The sequence below is a fragment of the Rhizobium sp. 01N424 genome (genome assembly GCF_056399485.1).
In genome coordinates, this window is sequence record NZ_JBFTRK010000005.1 from 173,324 (window position 1) to 194,337 (window position 21,014).

Annotated in this window: 11 protein-coding genes; 8 read left to right on the forward strand and 3 right to left on the reverse strand. The window is 61.6% G+C overall.

The window, feature by feature from the left end; all coding sequences use genetic code 11:
• Nucleotides 1-4 precede the first annotated feature (4 nt).
• From AC1DNK_RS15615 to AC1DNK_RS15650, 8 genes are all read left to right on the forward strand, one after another.
• A complete protein-coding gene (locus AC1DNK_RS15615) occupies nt 5-1,189 on the forward strand; it encodes a hypothetical protein (protein WP_477942017.1) in 1,185 nt (394 codons plus the stop codon).
• Between the two features lie 33 nt (nt 1,190-1,222).
• On the forward strand, nt 1,223-2,677 hold the full coding sequence (locus AC1DNK_RS15620; protein ID WP_477942019.1) for an MltF family protein: 1,455 nt from the start codon (nt 1,223-1,225) through the stop codon (nt 2,675-2,677).
• Between the two features lie 255 nt (nt 2,678-2,932).
• Nucleotides 2,933-4,534: a TolC family protein gene (locus AC1DNK_RS15625; protein ID WP_477942021.1), complete on the forward strand. Its 1,602-nt coding sequence runs from the start codon at nt 2,933-2,935 to the stop codon at nt 4,532-4,534.
• Nucleotides 4,431-5,303, forward strand: coding sequence for an efflux RND transporter periplasmic adaptor subunit (locus AC1DNK_RS15630; RefSeq protein ID WP_477942023.1), 873 nt, complete (start codon nt 4,431-4,433; stop codon nt 5,301-5,303). Before AC1DNK_RS15625 ends, AC1DNK_RS15630 begins: the two co-directional genes overlap by 104 nt.
• The gene (locus AC1DNK_RS15635; RefSeq protein ID WP_477942025.1) at nt 5,300-6,721 is read left to right on the forward strand and encodes an efflux RND transporter periplasmic adaptor subunit; all 1,422 of its coding nucleotides are present in this window, start codon (nt 5,300-5,302) and stop codon (nt 6,719-6,721) included. The genes AC1DNK_RS15630 and AC1DNK_RS15635 overlap by 4 nt, the downstream gene beginning before the upstream one ends.
• A gap of 86 nt (nt 6,722-6,807) precedes the next feature.
• A complete protein-coding gene (locus AC1DNK_RS15640; protein WP_477942026.1) occupies nt 6,808-8,850 on the forward strand; it encodes a site-2 protease family protein in 2,043 nt (680 codons plus the stop codon).
• 122 nt (nt 8,851-8,972) lie between these two features.
• Nucleotides 8,973-11,657: a DUF4347 domain-containing protein gene (locus AC1DNK_RS15645; protein ID WP_477942028.1), complete on the forward strand. Its 2,685-nt coding sequence runs from the start codon at nt 8,973-8,975 to the stop codon at nt 11,655-11,657.
• The gene (locus tag AC1DNK_RS15650; RefSeq protein WP_477942030.1) at nt 11,654-18,886 is read left to right on the forward strand and encodes an Ig-like domain-containing protein; all 7,233 of its coding nucleotides are present in this window, start codon (nt 11,654-11,656) and stop codon (nt 18,884-18,886) included. The genes AC1DNK_RS15645 and AC1DNK_RS15650 overlap by 4 nt, the downstream gene beginning before the upstream one ends.
• A gap of 102 nt (nt 18,887-18,988) precedes the next feature.
• Here AC1DNK_RS15650 and AC1DNK_RS15655 read toward each other — a convergent pair whose 3' ends face one another.
• The 3 genes from AC1DNK_RS15655 to AC1DNK_RS15665 are packed head-to-tail and all read right to left on the reverse strand — an operon-like array spanning nt 18,989 to nt 20,942.
• On the reverse strand, nt 18,989-19,324 hold the full coding sequence (locus AC1DNK_RS15655; protein WP_477942032.1) for a hypothetical protein: 336 nt from the start codon (nt 19,322-19,324) through the stop codon (nt 18,989-18,991).
• 20 nt (nt 19,325-19,344) lie between these two features.
• The gene (locus AC1DNK_RS15660; RefSeq protein ID WP_477942034.1) at nt 19,345-20,010 is read right to left on the reverse strand and encodes a L,D-transpeptidase; all 666 of its coding nucleotides are present in this window, start codon (nt 20,008-20,010) and stop codon (nt 19,345-19,347) included.
• A gap of 2 nt (nt 20,011-20,012) precedes the next feature.
• Entirely contained in the window at nt 20,013-20,942 is a 930-nt protein-coding gene (locus tag AC1DNK_RS15665; RefSeq protein ID WP_477942193.1) for an ABC transporter substrate-binding protein, read from the reverse strand.
• Between the last annotated feature and the right edge of the window lie 72 nt (nt 20,943-21,014).

The window sequence follows — 21,014 nt, forward strand, 5'->3', positions numbered from 1 at the left end:
TTGCATGGACGATACGCATGCGGGCGCTCCCCGGTCGAAGGAGTTTCTCGCGTCCCATGGCGGACCTTTCTACGAGCTGCAGCGCCGGCTGAAGCTTTTGCACGACCATGCGCTGATGTCCGGCCGCCGCGCGGTGCTTTTCATCGGGATAGCCTGGGGCGGGCCGCTTCTTCTTGGGCTGCCGCAAAGCCTTTCCATCGACACGTCAGGCGGTCTGACCTACCTCACGGATGTCAGTGTCTGGGCGCGGTTTGTCATCGCCATCGGAGCCTTCGTACTGGCCGAGCAGCAGGTCGAGCAGCGGTTGCAGGAGGAACTCCGCCATGTGGTTTCCGCACCGGTCATCGCGCCATCGTCTTTCGCTGGTGCTGCCGATGCGGTCAATGACGCGCTGCGGCGACGGAATTCGAACGTTGCAGAGATCGTCTGCCTGCTGATCGCTATCATCGCCGCCTGCGTCGTGCTCCGGCATCAATATGTTACAGACAAGCCGTCATGGGCGGTGATGACCGAACCGGCGGGTAACGTGGTGACGCTTGCGGGATGGTGGTCGATCGCCGTCAGCATTCCATTGTTCTGGTTCCTTGTGACCCGCGGGCTGTGGCGGCATCTTGTCTGGTCTCTGCTGTTGCGCCGCCTGTCGTGGCTCGAGCTGCGGCTGGTCGCCACACATCCGGATGGCAAGGGCGGGATAGGCTTTCTGGCAGATTACCCAAGCGCCTACGTGACATCCGTTTTCGGCGTCAGTTGCGCCGTTGCCGCGACGCTGGCGCAGAACCTGCTGCAGGAGACGGCGACGCTGACGAATATCTCCATTCTGATGGTGGTCTGGCTGGTCATCATCCTCGGCCTGTTCGCCTTTCCGCTATCGGCCTTCTCCAGACCGCTGCTTGAACTCAAGAAGGTGTCGATGGCTCGCCTCAGTGCCCAGGCGACTCAGTATCACCGGATGGCCGAGCGTAAGCTCACCGGCAGCAATGCCGTTGCAGCGACCGGATCCGAACCGGAAGATGTCACCGATCCGACCAAGCAATACGAGCTGACGCGCAAGCTTTCGCCAATGCTTTTGAGCCATGCCGCACTTCTGCCTGTCTCCGCGGCGGCGCTGCTGCCTTTTGCAATTCTCGCTTCGACACGCGTGCCGTTCAAGGAAGTCCTCTCGCTCGTCAAGAAGCTTCTGCTGCTTTGACACGCCACGATCGCTCAGGGATTCGAGGTCAAGATGTTCAACTTCTTCATAGGTTGCCTGTTTGCGGCGAGCGTTCTGGTGGCAGCACCCCTGGCATATTCGCAGGCGAATTCCGGTGCGCGTGCGCCATCGATCCTTCCGAAGGCCAGCACGGATGATCTCGACGGGATGACCAAGCGGCGGCTGGTCAGGATTCTGGTGCCCTTCAGCAAGACCATCTATTTCCTCGACAAGGGGCGTCAGTTCGGCACCGCGGTCGAATTCGGCACCGCACTGGAAGAGGAACTGAACAAGGGCAAGACGAAGGAGATCGATCGCATCCGTGTTGCCTTCATCCCCACCAGCCGCGACCGCCTGATGCCTGCGTTGATCGAAGGGCAGGGCGATATCGTCATGGCCAATCTCACCATCACGCCGAAGCGGTTGGAACAGGTGGATTTCAGTGCGCCGATCTACACGAAGGCCAGCGAGGTTCTGGTGTCTGGGCCTTCCGCACCTGCCGTCGGGAGCGTCGATGATCTTGCCGGAAAGGAGATCGCCGTTCGCCAGACCAGCAGCTACTACGAGCATCTGATCGCCATGAATGACAGGTTACGCCAGGAGGGCAAACAGGAGATCGTCATCAAGCCGATCGACGAGAACCTTGAGGACGAGGACCTGATGGAGATGGTGAATGCCGGACTGCTGCCATGGACGATCGTCGATCAGTACAAGGCGGACATCTGGTCAAAGGTTTTCACGGACGTGACTGTTCATCCCGATATCGCGGTGTCGACGGACGGCCAGACCGCATGGGCGCTTCGCAAGAACAGTCCGCAGCTCAAAGCCGTGCTCGACAGGTTTGCCGAGACTCACAAGGTGGGCACGGCTTTCGGCAACATGCTGCGGACGCGCTACTTCAAGGACGACAAGATGCTGAAGAGGGCCTATTCCCCTGCCGACATCGAGCGGTTTCAGACGCTTGTCGAAGTCTTCAGGAAATACGGTGGCGAATACTCGTTCGACTATCTGATGCTGGTCGCCCAAGGCTATCAGGAATCGCAGCTTGACCAGTCCAGGCGCAGCCCGCGCGGCGCGGTCGGCATCATGCAGCTTCTTCCTGCAACCGCCGCTGCAAAGGAAGTCGGCATCAAGGACATTGCCAAGAGCGAGGACCGCAATGTCGAAGCGGGCGCAAAGTATCTGCGCCACCTTGTCGAGGTCTATATCAACGATCCCGGGATCACCGCCAAGGATCGCCAGCTCATGGCCTTTGCCGCCTATAATGCCGGACCGGGAAACCTCCGCAAGTTCCGGAAGAAGGCGTCAGAGCTGGGGCTGGATCCAAACGTCTGGTTTGGCAATGTTGAGAACGGCGCAGCCGCTATCGTCGGCCGGGAGACCGTCCAGTACGTCAGCAACATCTATAAATACTACGTCGCGTATAACCTTCTCGAGGAGCACTTGAGCCTCAATCGGGCGGCTGCGGAGGCGAGTAAAAAACCCTAAGGATTTAGGGGTGGGTCATCTTATAAAAATATATTTAAAAACAATGTATTATGTGCCTGAGCGTGGTTTTTTGGTGCCTAGTCTATTGGCCTTTGGTCCAACTAGCCGCCTACGCCTTTTTGATGAGAGACTCCCGGTAGTCAGATCGAAACCCGCTCGTGTTGCGAGCATGCGGCCTTGGCGTCGGTTGGCACCTGTTCGTGCGATTGGGTTCGAGCATTCAGAGTACCGCCTTCTCAACCTTGCAGGTGTGGAATGGGCCTACGATTTTTGCTCTCGCTTTCGGCGGCTCTCTTCATGTCCGGATGCGCTGTCACCCCGGAGCCGCTCGACCAGAATGCACTTGCCCGCATTGCGGACACCAACATGGCTCGGGTGGTTTCGGCACAGGAGCCAGTAAGCCGTCCAATCGACGTTTACGAAGCGATTGCCCGTGCGCTGAAATACAATCTCGATCAGCGGGTCGAATTGATGCAGGAGGCGGTCAACCTGCGGGAACTTACCCTTGCCGGTTATCAGGGCCTTCCGAATCTGGTTGTCAATTCAGGCTACACCGGCCGCAGCAACGTGCTGGCAAGTTCAAGTTTCTCCGTTCTGAGCGGTCAGCAGTCCCTCGAGCCATCGACGAGTTCAGACAAGAACATCCTCGATTCCGATATCACGCTGAGCTGGAACGTTCTCGACTTCGGCCTTTCCTATGTTCGCGCGAAGCAGGCTGCGGAAAAGGTTCTGATGCAGCGGGAGGCACGCCGCAAGGCGCTGAACCGGATCGTAGAGGATGTCCGGACAGCCTATTGGCGGGCTGTCGCCAGCGAGAAGCTGCTTTCACGCCTTACTTCACTTCAAAGCAAGACCCGAAAGGCGATCGCAGACTCGCGCGCGCTTGCATCCGAACGACAGACGTCGCCCGTCGTTGCCATCACCTATGAAGTGGAGCTCCTCGAGATCCGCCGCGAGGCGCAGCAGATCGAAGGCGAGCTTCGCATCGCGCGCAGCCAGCTTGCGGCTTTGATGAACGTGCCGCCGGACTCGAAATTCCGCCTCTCCGGAGAGCGGTCCGGGGCGGGCCGGCCGCCGCTGGACGTGGACTCGAGAAAGCTTATCCGGATCGCGATGATGAACCGACCGGAAGTGCGCGACGTCGCCTACCGTCTGCGCAGCAACGAGCAGGAGCGCGATGCCGCGCTGCTGGAGGTCCTGCCGGGGATAGACGTGTTCGTCGGGCCGAATGTCAGCACCAACTCGTTTCTCTATAATGACAACTGGCTTGGATGGGGCGCTCAGGCGAGCTGGAACCTGCTCAAGGTGTTCCAATACCCGCAAAGGAAGAAGCTGATCGATGCCCAGTCGGCCCTGCTCGATCAACGCTCGCTCGCCTTGACCATGGCGATCATGACCCAGGTTCACGTGAGCCGCGCCCGCTACGTACACGCCCGCCAGGAACTATCGACGGCAGGCGAGTTGAAGAGCGCACGGCATCGTCTGCTCGAACAGATCAGCGCCTCCACGACGACCGAGCAGACGAGCGAGCAGACCCTCATTCGCGAAGAGATGAATACGATCGTCGCCGACGTCCGCTACGATCTCGCCTACGCCAACCTCCAGAACGCCTATGCCAACATCTATGCGTCGATCGGCCTGGACGCCTTTCCGCCCGTCGATGTCGACAGGGCGAGCGTCTCCCAGATCAGCGCGGCGCTGCGCCAGACATGGGTCGGCCGTGGCGATCTTGGCGCCGTCATAGCCCGGGCCGATGTGGTCGCACCCATGCCCGGCGCATCAGGGCCGGCCGTTGCTGCAACGGTGCCGCCACCCGCGCGCGCGACGACGGTCTCCGCGCGCTTACCAGGGAATTGAGGCGGTGTTCCGCGCTCTTCGCCTCGTTCCATGGACGTGCCTCACGCTTCTGCCCGCCGTCGGGGTGGGGTTCGCTCAGGATTCAAAGGAGCCAGTTCGCGGTCTGGTGCGGGCGATCGACGACGCGCTGATCTCCACGGAGCTCAATGCCAGAATTCTGGAGAACACCCGGCGCGAGGGGGAGGGTTTCAGGAAAGGCGACGTGCTCATGAGGTTCGATTGCGGCAAGTATGAAACAGAGCTCAAGGCGGCCCGCGCCGAGGAGCAGTTTAATAAGATCGCCCTCGACAACAGCGTCGAACTCGACAAGCGCAAGGCTGTCGGCCGTTTTGACGTGGAGCAGAACCGCGCCAAGTACGAGAAGGCCGAAGCCGAGGCCGAAACACTCGCGGTCCAGGTCGAGGAGTGCATGATCGTGGCGCCCTTCGGTGGACGGATTGCCGAGATGCGTGCAAAGGCATTCGAGACGTCCAAGCCCGGCGAGCCCCTCATGCGGCTCGTCAACACGGACCACCTGGAAATCGAGTTGATCGTTCCCTCCGTGTGGCTCCGTTGGATCAAGCCGGGTCTCGGATTCCACGTTACCGTCGACGAGACCGAAACGACATACGGCGCGACTGTGGAACGTCTTGCTCCGACGGTGGATTCGGTCAGTCAGACCGTCAAGATCATGGCGACGTTCTCCGAGAACGCCCATGACGTCCTTCCTGGCATGAGCCTCGGCGCGGATCTGGCCGCCCGTGCCGGACCGGAAAAGGCGACGCCATGAGGATCAAGACGACATCAGGGACGGTTGTTCATGTCGGCAGGGATACTGTTGCCTCGACGCTTTCGCCTGCCGCTGTCGCACAGCCGGCGCAAGATGATGCCATTGTCGCGCTGCGTCACCTGCTGCGGGTCGAAGGCGAAATCCGGGGCTGCCGCAGTATCGACGAGCTCTCCGTCCTGCTGGTCAACGAGTTGCGTCGAATGACTGGCGGCCGCGCCGCCTACTTCCTGGATCTCCGTTCCGGAAGGCCGCGCGTGACGAAGGCATCGGGCACCGGCGAGATCGATCGCAACGCGCCGGCCATTCGCTGGCTTGAGAAGGAAGTGCGAGGGCATCCACCAACACTTGGCTGGGAACAGGTGTCACCCCTGACCATGAAGACAGGCGTGGAAGCAGAGGACGACGAAGGCCACACGTTTCCATTTCCTCAAGGATATTGGCTGCCGCTGAGCTTCAGGGACGCGAAACCGGATTGCGGTGTCCTTGTCGTCGGGGAAACGCCGTTTGCGGACGGTGCCATGGCCATCGGCGCGCGGATCGCAGACACGGCCGCACATGCTGCGGTCGTTCTCGATCAAACGCCGCCGCGACGCCGCATGCGTCTGCGCTACAGAATCTTGCTCTATTCGCTTTCGATTGCTGTGATCGCTGCGATGTTCTATCCGGTGCCGATGACGGCGCTTGCACCGATGGAGGTGGTGGCGCGCGAACCCTTCGTCATTGCCGCGCCGATCGACGGCGTGATCGACACGATCGTCATTGCTCCGAATTCCAATGTGAACGCAGGCGACGTGGTCGTCCGTTACGTGGACACGGTTCCGCGCAACCAGTTGCAGGTCGCAGAGCAGGAGGTGAGCGTGGCGGTTGCCAAGCTCCGGCAATTGCAGCAGAGCGCCTTCGTCGACGAGAGCGCAAAGCGCGAACTCGCACAGGCGCGCGCGGAGTTGAAGCTGAAAATCGCCGAGCGCGATTTTGCGCAGGACACATTCGACAAGTCACAGATCCGCGCGCCACGTGACGGCATTGCCGTTTACGCAGACCGGAAGGAATGGGTCGGCAAGCCTATTGTGACGGGCCAGCGCATCCTGGAAATTGCCGACGAGAACAAGGTCGAAATGCGAGCCGACCTTCCGGTCGCCGAGGTTTTGAATCTCAAGCCGGGCGCGAGGGTCCGCGCGTTTCTCAATGGAGACCCGCTGCACCCGGTCAATGCCAAGGTCACTTCAACCAGCCATCAGGCGCAGATGGTGGAAGGCGAGGGGCTCGTCTACCGCGTCGATGCCGAGTTCGACGATGGTCAGCCTCCGCCTCGTCCGGGCGTGCGCGGCACGGCGCAGTTGTTCAGCGACAAGGCGCCGCTGGGATATTATCTTTTCCGGCGACCGCTGACCTGGATGCGTCAGAAGGTCGGACTATGAACACACCTCCACCAGGATTGGAATCGGTCGTTGCTCCGGCATTGCGGGAGGATCTGCGCCTGCATCGGGGCGACCAGGAAAGTGCCGTGAGGCAMTGGCTGATCTACGATCCGATGGCGCACCGCTATCACGAGATAGACGACCGGGCTTACCGCATATTGCAGCATTGGCACGGCGACATGCGCCTCGACGCGCTGGTGGCCGATTTGAACGCGCAACTCGGCGACGAAATCTCGATCGAGGATCTCTACGAGCTGACGGTGATGCTCGATCAGGCAGGCTTGTTATGCGAACCGGTTTCGGGCTGGAAATCCGTCTACAGGCGGCAGCAGGATCGGCGTCGCGGCCCCGTATCATGGCTGCTGCACAACTACCTTTTCATCCGCGTGCCACTCGTCAAACCCGACACCTTCCTCAGTAGCACCTTGCCTTTCGCCCGGCTGTTTGCGTCACGTGGCGCGATTGTCATCGTCTTTCTGGTCGGTCTCGCGGGCCTGTTCATGGCGTCTCGTCAGCTCGATGCGTTCTCCCACACGTTCCTCTTCTTTTTTTCGCTGGAAGGGGCGGCCGGATATGTGCTCGCGCTGTTCTTTGTGAAGATCTTTCACGAGTTCGGCCATGCCTACATGGCAAAGCATTTCGGCTGTCGCGTGCCGACCATGGGTGTCGCGTTTCTCGTGCTTGCGCCGGTCCTCTATACCGATGTGACCGACGCCTGGCGATTGCAGTCACGCCGCCAGCGCATGCTGGTCAGCGCGGCGGGCATGATGGTCGAGATCGCGATCGCCGCGGTCGCGACTTTCCTATGGGCATTTCTGCCGGACGGGGTCGTCAGAAGCGCCTGCTTCTTCATCGCCACCGTGAGCTGGGTGCTGAGCCTTGCGATAAACCTCAGCCCGTTGATGCGGTTCGACGGTTATTATCTGCTGGGCGACTATTGGAGGATTTCAAACCTGCAGCCGAGGGGCTTTGCTCTCTTCCGCTGGTCGATCCGGGAGATCCTCTTCGACCTCCAGGCGCCATGCCCCGAGGATTGGCCCTGGCGTCGGCGCGCAACAGTCGTTCTCTATGCCATCGCGGTCTGCATCTACCGGCTTGGCCTGTTCATCGGTATAGCGCTGGTCGTCTACCATATGACGCAGGTGAAGCTGCTCGGCATTCTGCTGTTTTCCGTCGAGATCCTCTGGTTCGTCGCCAGGCCGATCGCCAGCGAGATCAAGATATGGTGGTCGATGCGCGACAGGATTCGTCAGCGACGCCGCTATCGGTTCTCCACTGCAGCCGCTGCTCTCTCCGTTGGGGCGATGATGATCCCATGGCCGCATCGCGTCGAAATGCCGGCGGTCATGGAGCCCGTGGCCGTCCAGCGGATCGCCATGCCGGTCGCTGCGCAATTGAAGCGGATCATGGTCCGGGACGGCGTCCGTGTCGAACCGGGCGATATCCTGTTCGAACTGGATTCGCCCAGGCTGCGGCTCGACATCCTGAAGACCAGCACCAACCGCGATCTTGCGTCGTTGCGCCAGGCCCGTCGCGCCGCCGATCAGCTCGACCGTAACGCTACGATGGTGATCGGACAGGAGATATCGAGCCTCGACGAGCAGATGGCGGGCCTGCGTCGTCTCGAAGGCGAACTGACGGTGAGGGCGGCCGTTGCCGGAGTCGTGGAGGACGTCCTGCCCGATCTGCATGTCGATCGCTGGATCGGCAAGGGCCATGAGCTGGCTCTCGTGGTCGCCGACAACGGACACCAGGTACGCGGATACATGCCGGAGGATCTTCTTGCCGCGGTTCAACCCAATGCGTCGGGACAGTTCATTCCGGACGAGCCGTTGACGAAGAAAACGGATGTTCGTCTCGCGTCGATCAGCGCCGGAGGAGTGGCGGTGGTGGATCTGCCCTATCTGGCATCCGTCAATGGCGGACCGGTCGCCGTCAACGAAGACAGGGACAAGGGCGCGGTCCCGGTGGAAGCGCAGTATCAGTTCATCATGGCGGCTGACACCGACCAGCCCGTCACCCTGCCTGTCTTGCGCGGGGTGGTGAGGATCGACGCCAGTCCCGAAAGCATTGTCAGCAGGACGTTCAGGCGGGCCGTTGCTGTGGTCATCCGAGAATCGGGCTTCTGAGTTGGCCCGACCTATACAGCATGTGATCAGGAGTCAGTTCGGAGAGCTGCCCCGCAGGCGTATCGAAGAAATTGCATTCTCATCGGAGTCTGCGACCCCAAAGGGTCGATGCGAGGTGTGTGATGATGTTCAGAGAGCAATCTGGCAAGACCAGCGGTTTTCCTGTCGAAGGCGGTATCAGCCGCGAAGCACTGGGGCGGCCGCATATCCGGTCGAAAAAACCACTCATCCGCACGCTTGAGCCGCGCATGGTTTTCGACGCGGCTGCAGTCGTTGCCGTCGAACATGCCGCGCAGGCACCCGCACACCACGAACCCATCGGGGATGCCGGGCATTCCCCGGTTGTCGAGCCTTCGTGCGGCCATCTCGCCGAGGCTCTGAAGGCTGCGCCAGTTACGGCGTTGGCCAAGCCGCCGGCAATGGACGTTCCCGCACCCGTCATGCCGGCGCATGTCGATGCTCCAGTGGAGGGCTCTAAAGGCGTGGATGCTCCGGTAAAAATTCAGGAGATGGACGGAACCGATCTTTCAGTCGGGCAGGCCTTGTCGCCAGCCAGCCCGCGCATCGGACCAGCAAACGCCGAACCCATAGAGCAAACGAACCAGCCACCCGCAATCGAAGTCGCGAACGACAGGCCTATGGAAACCGCCAGGCCTAATACGTCTGCGGTGACTGCGACCGACCACAATGTCTCGGTCGCGCCGGATCGGGCCGCGACCGATCCGCGTGGCGACGACGCGACGAGCGGTAACCATGCAGTTACACCCGACGCGGCCGATGCCAGCACCAAGGAAGTGGTCTTCATCTGGGACAACGTTAAGGACTGGCAGCAGATCGCCGCGAATCTCGGCGACCGTCGGATCTACGTGCTCGATTCGGCCAAGGACGGTATCGCGCAGATCGCCGCCATACTGAAAGGCGAAAGCGATATCGGTGCGATCCACCTCATTTCTCATGGTGCCGAAGGGAGCCTGAACCTCGGGACCGCAGTTCTTGATGCCGACACCATGCAAGGCCAGTACCGGGACGAGCTGACCGGGATCGGACATACTTTGTCGAAGGATGGCGACATTCTCATCTATGGGTGCGACTTCGCGGCAGGTAACGACGGTCTTCAGCCCGCTGCCGTTCTTGGCCATATCACTCAGGCGGACATCGCCGCATCGATCGATCCCACGGGCGCTGCCGCACTTGGGGGCGACTGGGATCTGGAACAACGAACCGGTACGATCGAGACTGCGGCCATAACGGACTACGCCTATGCCGCCTTGCTCGCCGCGCCGACGATCGATCTCGACGGCGCATTGGGAGCGACAGGCGATTTTGCCGCGAGCTACACCGAAAACGCGCCACCTGTTTCCATCGTGGCAGACGGTCCTGCCGGTGCGACGATCACCGACAGCGACGGGGATCTGCAAAGCATTACCATCACCGCGGACGCTGCACCGAACGGAAATGCGGAGCACCTGTCCTTCGGCGGCCTTGCCGTGGCTCTTGGAAGCGACTCCACGAATACTGTCGTCGTCGGCGCGACCACCTACAGTATCGTCTATTCGGCGGCGACACGGACCTTTACGATCACCAACAACGGTGGCGGAACGATCCCGAGTGGCGGCGACACCAATACGCTGGTGCGCTCGATCACATATGACAACGGTTCCGACAATCCCACCAATAGAGGCGCAAACACGGGCCGCGTGTTCTCGTTCACGGCCACGGACGCAACGTCGGTCACCTCGGCCACCAGCACGGCAACGGTCACCATCGCTGCCGTAAACGACGGACCTGTTGGCGTCGCAGACAGCAACGCCATCGCCGAGGATGGCGTGGCAACAGGCAACGTGATTGCCAACGACACGGACGCCGATGGAGACACGCTGTCGGTCACGCAATTCGAGATCGACGGCACGACCTATACGGCAGGCCAGACCGCGAACGTTTCAGGTGTCGGCACACTGGTGATCGGCGCTGACGGCGCCTACACCTTCACGCCTGCTGCGAACTATGACGGGCCGGTGCCGGTTGCGACCTATACCCTGTCGGATGGCGGCCTGGCCGCCACGGCCACGCTGACGCTCTCCATCACTGCGGTCAACGATCCGCCTGTCGATGGTGATGAGACCAATACCGTTGCGGAAGACACGGTGATGACGATCGGCGACGGTGCGGCGGGCGACCTCCTCGACAACGCCACCGATATCGACGGCGGTGCGCTGACCGTTGCCGGCTTCTCGGTCGCCGGCCACACGGGCCCCTTCGTGATCGGCTCCGTCTACACGATTGCAGGGATAGGGGATATCACCATCAATGCCAACGGGAGTTATTCCTTCGCGCCGGCCGCGAACTATGTCGGTGCGATCCCTGTGATCACCTATACCGTCTCGGACGGCGCGGGCGGAACTGACAGCTCGACGCTGACCTTGACGATCGTGCCAGCCAACGACGCGCCTGAAGGCACCGACGATACGGCAACGATTGCCGAGGATACCGCATTCTCCTTCACGGCCGCGTCCTTCGGCTTCACCGATCCCAACGACACGCCGGCCGATGCGATGCAGGCGGTGATCATCACCACGTTGCCGCCGGCGGCTGAAGGCACGTTGCTCCTGGGTGGCGTTGCGGTGACGGCAGGCCAGACGATTGCCTTGGCGGACATTCCCAGCCTGACGTTCCAGCCGGCCGCCGATGTCAATGGTATCGGCATCGGCTCATTCACATTCCAGGTCGTGGACAACGGCGGCACTGCAAATGGCGGGGGGATACCGACCAGAGCCCCAACACCTTTGCCTTCAATATCACGGCGGTGAACGATGCACCCGTTGCCGCCGACGACACCGTAACGACGCCCGAGGACACGGCGCTCAATGTTCCGGCTGGATCGGGCGTTCTGGCGAACGACACGGACGTTGACGGCGATACGCTGACCATCACCCAGTTCACGGTCAGCGGCATTACGGCCTCGGCCGGTCAGTCGGGCAATATTCCAGGGGTGGGCCGACTGACCGTCAATGCTGACGGCAGCTACAGCTTCATACCGGTCGCCAACTTTGCAGGGCCGGTGCCGGTCATCACCTATACCGTCTCGGACGGCCAGGGCGGCACCGATACGGCGACGCTGACGATCAATGTCATCCCGGTCAACGATCTGCCCGTGGATGGCGACGAGACGAATAGCGTGACCGAAGATACGGTGCTGACAGTTGCCGATGGCAGTGCAGGCGACCTTCTCGCCAATTCCGGTGACCTCGATGGCGACCCGCTGACGATCAGCGGCTTTACAGTTGCCGGAGAGACAGGGCCATTCGTGGTCGGAACAGGCTATCTGATTGCCGGTGTCGGCACAGTCATCATCAATGCCAATGGTAGCTATTCTTTCGCACCCGTCGCCAACTATGACGGGCCGATCCCGGTGGTCACCTATACCGTTTCCGATGGGGCAGGCGGTACCGATACCTCGACGCTGGCCTTGACGATGACACCGGTCAATGACCCGCCCGTCGCCCAGGACGACGCGGCGACCACACCGGAAAACACGCCGGTCTCCGGCAATGTGTTGAGCAACGATACCGACATCGACGATCCGACCCTTACCGTGACGTTCTTCGAGATCGGCGGACAGACATATGGTGCAGGGGCCACGGCGGCGATCGCCGGTGTCGGTACGCTGGTAATCAACACGGATGGTAGCTACGTCTTCGCGCCGGCTCCGAGTTACAACGGCCCGGTTCCAGACGTGACCTACACCGTCTCGGACGGCGAGGCGACGGATACCGCCGTGCTAAGGCTCAACGTTACCCCGCTGAACGATCCGCCCGTTGCCGATGACGAGAAGGGCACAACGCCGGAGGACACGACGCTGACGGTGCCGGCGGGGTCAGGCCTGCTGGTCGGCGATAGCGATGTCGACGGCGACACGCTCGTCATCACCACGTTCGAAGTCGGCGGCACCACTTACACCGCCGGCGACACGGCGACGATTGCCGGAGTCGGCGCGCTGACTATCGATGCTGACGGCAGCTATCAGTTTGTTCCTGACGCGAACTACAACGGAGCTGTTCCGGTGGCCACCTACACCGTTTCGGACGGAAACGGCGGCACGGATCAAGGCACGCTGACCCTTACGGTCACGCCGGTCAATGATCCGCCTGTCGCCGTTGATGACAGCAACACGACGCCGGAGGATACGCCTTTGAGTGGCAGCGTACTGGCCAACGATACGGACGTGGACGGCGATCAACTGACGATCGTCGGATTCGAGGTTGCCGGCATACCCGGCGCTTTCATCGCCGGATCGACGGCGACGATCCCCGGCGTCGGGACAGTGACCATCAATCCCGACGGCACCTACACGCTGGTGCCGGCCGCCAATTACACAGGTCCCGTTCCTGATGTGACCTACATTCTTTCTGACGGCAATGGCGGTACGGTAACGGGCACGCTGACGCTCGACGTTACGCCGGTGAATGATCCGCCTGGCGCGATCGACGACAGCGGCACGACGACGCAGGATACGGACCTCAACGGCAATGTCCTCGGCAACGATACCGATGTCGACGGCGACGCGCTGACCATTACGGGGTTTTCGATCGGCGGAACCACATACGCTCCGGGCGACACTGCAACGATCCCCGGCGTCGGCGCACTGACCCTGAGGCTGGATGGCAGCTACACCTTCGTGCCCGAGCCCGGCTATACCGGGCCGGTTCCTGATGTGACCTATACCGTTTCGGACGGCACTGCGTCCGACGACGGCACGCTGACGATCGATGTCATTCCACCGAATGCGGTGGGCGCAAACAGCGACGCTGCGACGACGCCGGAGGACACCACGCTGACCGGCAACGTGCTCGCCAATGATGTCGATCCCAATGGCGATAGCCTGTCTGTCGTGAATTTTACCGTGGCGGGCGACCCGACCGTCTATGCTGTCGGTTCTCCGGCAACGATTGCCGGCATAGGTACCCTGACGATCAACATCGATGGCAGCTACACTTTCGTGCCGGCGCTGAACTACTTTGGCCCGGTACCGGTCGCCACCTACACCGCGACAGATGGCACGCTGTCGGACACGGCGACGTTGACTATCACCGTCACGCCGGTCAACGATCTGCCGGTCGCCGTCAACGACAGCGGAACCATGCCGGAAGACACCGCCCTGACCGGCAACGTGCTGACGAACGACACGGACGTCGATGGCAATACGCTGAGCATAACCGGCTTCGTGGTGGCGGGTGTCAACCTCGCTTCGGGCCAGACGGCCATCATACCCACGGTAGGTCGCCTGACGATCAATGCGAATGGCAGCTACAGTTTCGTGCCGGTCGCCGACTATGACGGGCCAGTCCCGATTGCGACCTATACGGTGTCTGATGGAAACGGCGGCACCGCCACCGCCACGCTGACCATCGGCATCACCCCGGTCAACGACAGCCCTGTCGCGGTGGACGATACCGGAAGCACGCCGGAGGACACGACGTTGTCGGTATCTGCGCCCGGCCTGCTGTCGAACGACACGGATGTGGACGGCGATGCTCTGGCAATCTCCAGTTTTGCAGTAGCGGGCGTGCCCGGCAGCTTCACCGCTGGTTCGGCGGCGACCATCGCGGGAATTGGGGTGCTGACGATCAATGCCGACGGCAGCTACACCTTCGTGCCCGCAGCGGATTTCACTGGACCGGTTCCTGTCGTGACCTACGCCATGACGGACGGAACACTCACCGACACGGCGACGCTGTCGCTCACCGTCACTCCCGTCAACGATCCTCCGGTTGCCAGTGACGACACGGCGACGGTGGCCGAGGACACCACGCTGACGGTTCCTGCAGCCTCGGGTCTATTCGTCAACGACACGGATATCGACGGCGGCGCCTTGTCGGTGACGCAGTTCGAGGTTGCCGGTATCATTTTCGGCCCAGGCACCATCGCCACGATTCCCGGCGTCGGCAACCTGACGATCAACGCAGATGGAAGCTACGTCTTCACGCCCGTCGCCAACTACAATGGCCCGGTCCCGCCGGCGACCTATACCGTTTCCGACGGCAATGGCGGCACGGATACTGCCGTACTGAGGATCACCGTCACGCCAGTGAACGATGCGCCTGTTGCAGCGGACAATAGCGGGACGACGCCTGAGGACACGGTGCTGACGGGCGAAGTACTGAGCAACGATAGTGACATCGATGGCGATACATTGTCTGTTGCGCAGTTCACCGTTGCAGGCGACCCGACCGTCCATGCCGCCGGAACGACGGCAACGATCACCGGCATCGGCGATCTGACGATCAATGCCGACGGCAGCTACACTTTCGTTCCGGCCGCCAACTACAATGGCCCGGTTCCTATTGCCACCTACACTGCGTCAGATGGAAACGGCGGCACGGATACCGCGACCCTGACACTGAACGTCACGCCGGTGAACGATGCACCCATTCCCGTTGACGATACCGGCACGACGCCGGAAGATACGACGCTGACGGTTTCCGCCGCGTCGGGTCTGCTGTCGAACGACACGGATGCCGAAGGCGACGCCTTGACGATCCAGGGGTTCTCAGTCGCCGGAATATCCGGTGGCTTCCTTGCCGGGGCGACGGCGACGATACCCGGCATCGGCACGCTCACCATCAATGCCAACGGCAGCTACACGTTCGTGCCGGTCGCCAATTACAACGGTCCCGGTCCGGTCGCGACCTACAGGGTAACCGACGGCGTGCTGACTGCGGAGGCGGTTCTCTCTATCACCGTGACGCCAGTCAACGATCCTCCTATCGATGGAAATGAGACCAACGCCGTCACGGAGGATACGACGCTGACGGTTCCTGCCGCATCGGGGCTGCTGGTCAACACGACCGACATAGATGGTGGCGCACCCCTTGTCGTCGATTTCACAGTCGCCGGCGAAGCCGGACCGTTCGCGGTCGGCAGCGGCTACCTGATCGCGGGCGTCGGGACGATCACCATCAACGCCGATGGCAGCTATTCCTTCGCACCGGTCGCCGACTACACGGGCGCGATTCCCGGCGTGACCTATACAGTTTCGGACGGAGCAGGTGGTACGGACACCTCGACGCTGACACTGACGATGGTGCCGATCAACGATCCGCCGGTTGCCGCAGACGACACCGGCACGACACCGGAAGACACGACGCTCAATGGCAACGTGCTGACCAATGACACTGACATCGATGGTGGCTCGCTGTCGGTGACGCAGTTCACCATTGCCGGCGACGCTACCGTCCATGCAGCCGGAACCGCGGCGACGATCGTCGGCGTCGGCGCGCTGACCATCAACGCCGATGGCAACTACACGTTCGTGCCTGCCGCGAATTACAACGGCCCGGTTCCGGTGGCTACCTACACGGTATCGGACGGCGCCCTGACCGATACGGGAACGCTCACTCTCGACGTCACGCCGATCAACGATCCACCTGTCGACGGCAACGAGACAAATTCGGTCACCGAGGATACGACGCTCACGATTCCGGCAGCCGGTGGGCTGCTTGCCAATACCACCGATATCGACGGCGGCACGCCAAGCGTCAGCGGCTTCACCGTGGCCGGCCAGAGCGGACCTTTCGCCATCGGCAGCGGCTACCTGATCGCCAGGGTCGGAACAATCACGATCAATGCGGATGGAAGCTATGCGTTTACGCCGGTCGCCGATTACACTGGCGCAATCCCCGTAATCACCTACACCGTTTCCGACGGGGCAGGCGGCACCGACAGTTCGACGCTGACGCTGACCATGGTGCCGGTCAACGATCCGCCTGTGGACGGAGACGAAACCAACGCCGTCACCGAGGATACGACATTGACGGTCCCTGCGGCATCCGGGCTGCTGGCCAACACGACCGACATCGATGGCGGTGCGCCCGTCGTCATAGGCTTCACCGTGGCCGGCCAGAGCGGACCTTTCGCCATCGGCAGCGGCTACCTGATCTCCGGGGTGGGCACAATCATCGTCAATGCGGATGGAAGCTACGCGTTCACGCCCGTCGCCAATTATACGGGCGCGATCCCCGTCATCACCTACACCTTGTCCGACGGGGCAGGCGGCATCGATACCTCGACGCTGACACTGACCATGGTGCCGGTGAACGATCCGCCGGTCGCCTCCGATGACACTGCTACCACCCCGGAAGACACGACGCTGAATGGCAACGTGCTGACCAATGACACCGATATCGATGGTGGCCCGCTATCCGTGACACAGTTCAGCGTCAACGGGACGACCTATACGCCCGGTCAGACGGCTGCCATCAACGGCATCGGCGCACTCACCATCAATGCCGATGGCAGCTACACATTCGTGCCGGCGCTCAACTACAATGGTCCGGCCCCAGCCTCAACCTACACGGTCTCGGACGGCCGGGGCGGTGTTGACACCGCCGCGCTCGGGATCACGGTCACACCCGTCAACGACGCGCCGGATCCGGACGATGGCGACGGCATCGATACCGACGGCAACGGCGATGGTGATGGCGACGGCAGGGATATCCCGGACCAGACGAGCGTTGATGCCACGACAGTATCTACGGTCAGTGTCTCAGGCTATTTCTTCGACGTCGATGGCGACGTTCTGACCTATTCCGTGACTGGCCTGCCTGCCGGCCTGTCGATCGACCCTTCGACGGGTTTGATCAGCGGAACATTGCCCAACAACGCCAGCCATACGAGTCCCTACATCGTCGTGGTAACTGCCACGGATCCCTCCGGCTTGTCGACGACGCAGACCTTCACATGGACAGTGACGAATCCGGCTCCTATCGCCAACGACGATGCCGCGACCGTCGCGGAAGACACGGTGCTGACCGGAGGCGTGCTTGCCAATGACAGCGATCCGGATGGCGATACGTTCATCGTGACGCAGTTCGCGTTCGGTGGCAGGACATATCTGGCAGGCCGAACGGCGACGCTGGCCGGGGTGGGCTCCCTGGTGATCAACACCGACGGCAGCTACACGTTCACACCGGCACTGAACTTCAACGGCTCAGTTCCGGCGGCGACCTATACGCTGCGCGACAGCGACGGCGGCACGGACACCGCCACGCTCTCCATCACCGTGACCCCGGTCAATGACGCGCCCATTATTATCGACGACCAGGCGAGCGGAAACGAAGACACCACGATCACCGGTAACGTGCTGGGGAATGACAGCGATCCCGACAACGATCCGCTCACAGTCACCAGCTTCAGCGTAGACGGCGATCCGGCGAACTATCTTCCGGGCGACACGGCGTCGATTCCAGGGGTAGGCTCGATCACGATGGGTTCGAATGGAGACTTCGTCTTCGTCCCGGAGCCGAACTACGATGGCCCCGTTCCGGACGTCGTCTACAGTGCATCTGACGGACATGGCGGCACCGGTCAAGCCACGCTTGTCATTACCATAACGCCGATCGACGATTTTGTGCCCACGCCCGCCCCCAACCAACCCGAGCTGCCGGCCGGGCCGGATTACGGAATCCAGCCTTTGGAAGCGAATGGCGCAGTGCTCGACGCTGTCGACGAACTGGGAGCTCTCGACCGCATCACCGATATTGCCGGGCGGCCTGCCGATGCGCCGATGAGGCTGCCGCCGATCACCACGTTCCTCGGCGGATCGTCAACTATCCTCATCGAAACGCCCGGAGGTGACGAGAGGATAAGGCTTGAGACCGTCAAGCATACAGGTGTCATCTACCTTGAGATTCTCGAGGAGCCAAAAAATGGTGGAGAGTCTTCTGTCCTGGCTTATCGGCTGCGAGCCACGGATGGTTCCGCGGCCCCGGCCTGGCTCAGGCAAATTGGTCCATTGAGCTTCGTCGGCAACCCTGATACCCAGTCCGGCATGATCAATCTCGTCTTGTCGATCGTCCAGCGCGATGGCCGCGTCTCGGAACATCTATTGCGATTGGATACCGCCAGCGGCAACGTTTCTCAGCCACCTGAACCACAAAGGCATGGGTTCGATGAAAGGCCCGCGCCGATGTTCTCCGAACAGATGAACGAGCGGTCGCGAAGCAACGCTGCCCTGGAGAGGGCGCTGGGCTTCAGGTGATCCGAAGTTTGCAGGTAGGTGAAGCGGCCAGATTGGTTCAGGGCGCTGGCATCGTTGCTTTCGCGAATTGCCGGCCGCACAGCCAAATGCTGCCTGGGAAGGCTAGATCGGCTGGACCGATCGGACGACGCCCTTGTTGTCAACGACACAGTTGAACCGCTTGCCGTTCGCATTGAGTTCCACATTGAAGCTCTCTGCGTCGAGCGCGCGCGATCCGATCGGAAGAATCTTGCTGCTGTCGATCTTCGCTGGTCCCGCGACGGCGTTAGCGCACAGGAGTTGAAGGTCAGCAGGCGCGGTCTGCAATGTGGTGCGCGACATTTCGGTCGGCGGCGGAGCGGACTGGCAGGCCGAGAGCAAGCTGCAAGCAATCAGCGTTGCGGCCATGCCGCGGTTCTTGGTGGTGCAGCCTGGCAGCGCCGACGAATTCCCGTTCATTTTCCACTCCCTCGATTTGTTCAGATGCCCTTGTAGAGGGCGGCACCCTGCATCAGGACGATGACCTTCGCGCCGACTTTCACCTGCGAATAGAGATCGACAACGTCGTCGTTGTTCAGCCGGATACAGCCTGAAGACACATCGAGCCCGATCGTCCACGGCTCGACGGTGCCATGGATTCGATAGATGGTGTCGTTGTCGCCCTCGTAGAGGTACATCGCGCGCGGACCCAGAGGGTTGTCGGGCCCACCGGGCATGCCCGCCGCCCATTTGGCCGCATTCGCATCGCGCGCAACCATTTCGGCGGGCGGCGTCCAGGTCGGCCATTCGGCCATGCGGCCGACGCGAACCTTGCCAGCCCATCCAAAGCCGTCCCGGCCAACGCCGATGCCGTAGCGGATCGCCTGTCCGCCGGGTTGCACCAGATAAAGGAAGTGCTGGTTGCCGTCGATGATGATCGTTCCCGGCGGCTCGGCCGTGCGGAACGTCACGACCTGCCGCTTGAAGGCTTCGGGAAGCTGCTTGTTGCGCGAGTAATATTGTCTCGCCTTGGTCTTGTCGTAATCGACCCACTTCCTGGTCTTCGGATCGTAGATCTGCGTCTGGGCGACAGCCTCGGCGAGCGCAATCACAGAAAGGATGGCGGCGAGGGTGATGGAGGCGATACTGCGGGTGTAGCGTGTCATTGTCATTTCGCAGCCCACCCATCGACACGCTTGCTGTTCTTCTCGACCCAGGTCTTCGCAAAGGCTGCCGGGTCCTGACGCTCGACCTCCAGGGCGTAGCTCATCTCGGTCACTTCATCGGTCGTGAAGTCCACATTTTCAAGAAACTGCGCGACATTGGCATGTTTCGTCTTCAGCACGGCCGCGTAGGCGATCGAAAAGTGCGCTGTCGGCCACGCGACCGCTGCGCTGGACTTGCTGATCCATGTTGGATCGGATGCCGGGACGATCTTCCATTTTGCATCGTCGTGGGCAGGTTCCGAGAGCCTGGTGATCTTGTGGAGGTCGAAGACATAGTGGGGCGCGTAGCACGCGAAGACCATCGGTTGGCCGGTGGCGACGGCAGCATCGACTGCGGCCATTGCCACATCCTCTTCCGCCTCCACCAGGGAGAGGTCAGCGGCGTATCCGTAGCTGCCGGCTCTCACCCGCTCGATGCCGGTTGAGAGCCAGGCAGGTGCGCCGATCCAGATCTCTCCCTTGCCGTCGCCGTCGGTATCGAGTTCGACGGTCTTCGCCGCATACTTCAGGTCGGCGACCGATTTGAAATCCTTTGCAGCGGCAGGCGTCGCGCATAGACCCTGCCAGGCGTCTACCGCCCGATGCGCGAGGACGACGGCTTTTTTCTGAACGACATATTTTTCGATGACGCTGGCGAGGTTGGGGCTCCAGACTTCGGGGTGGATATCCACGGTACCGTCGTCGAGACCAACGAAAGCATTGAGGGCGCCCATCTCAGTGATCTCGGCATCAATCCCGAATTCCTTGGCGATGCCGATCTTGAGGATGCTGGCCGTCGCTTTGCCGGACGGCCAGTTGGGCGCGGCAATCACAAGCTCGGCGGCCCGAACAATCGATCCGCATGTCAGGAGAAGCGCGATCGACAGCGGCATTACAAGATTTGATCGTTTCACGGCCTCAGTCCCCGTTGAAGTCGGAATCCGTCCAGACGGCGCAGCCGCCCG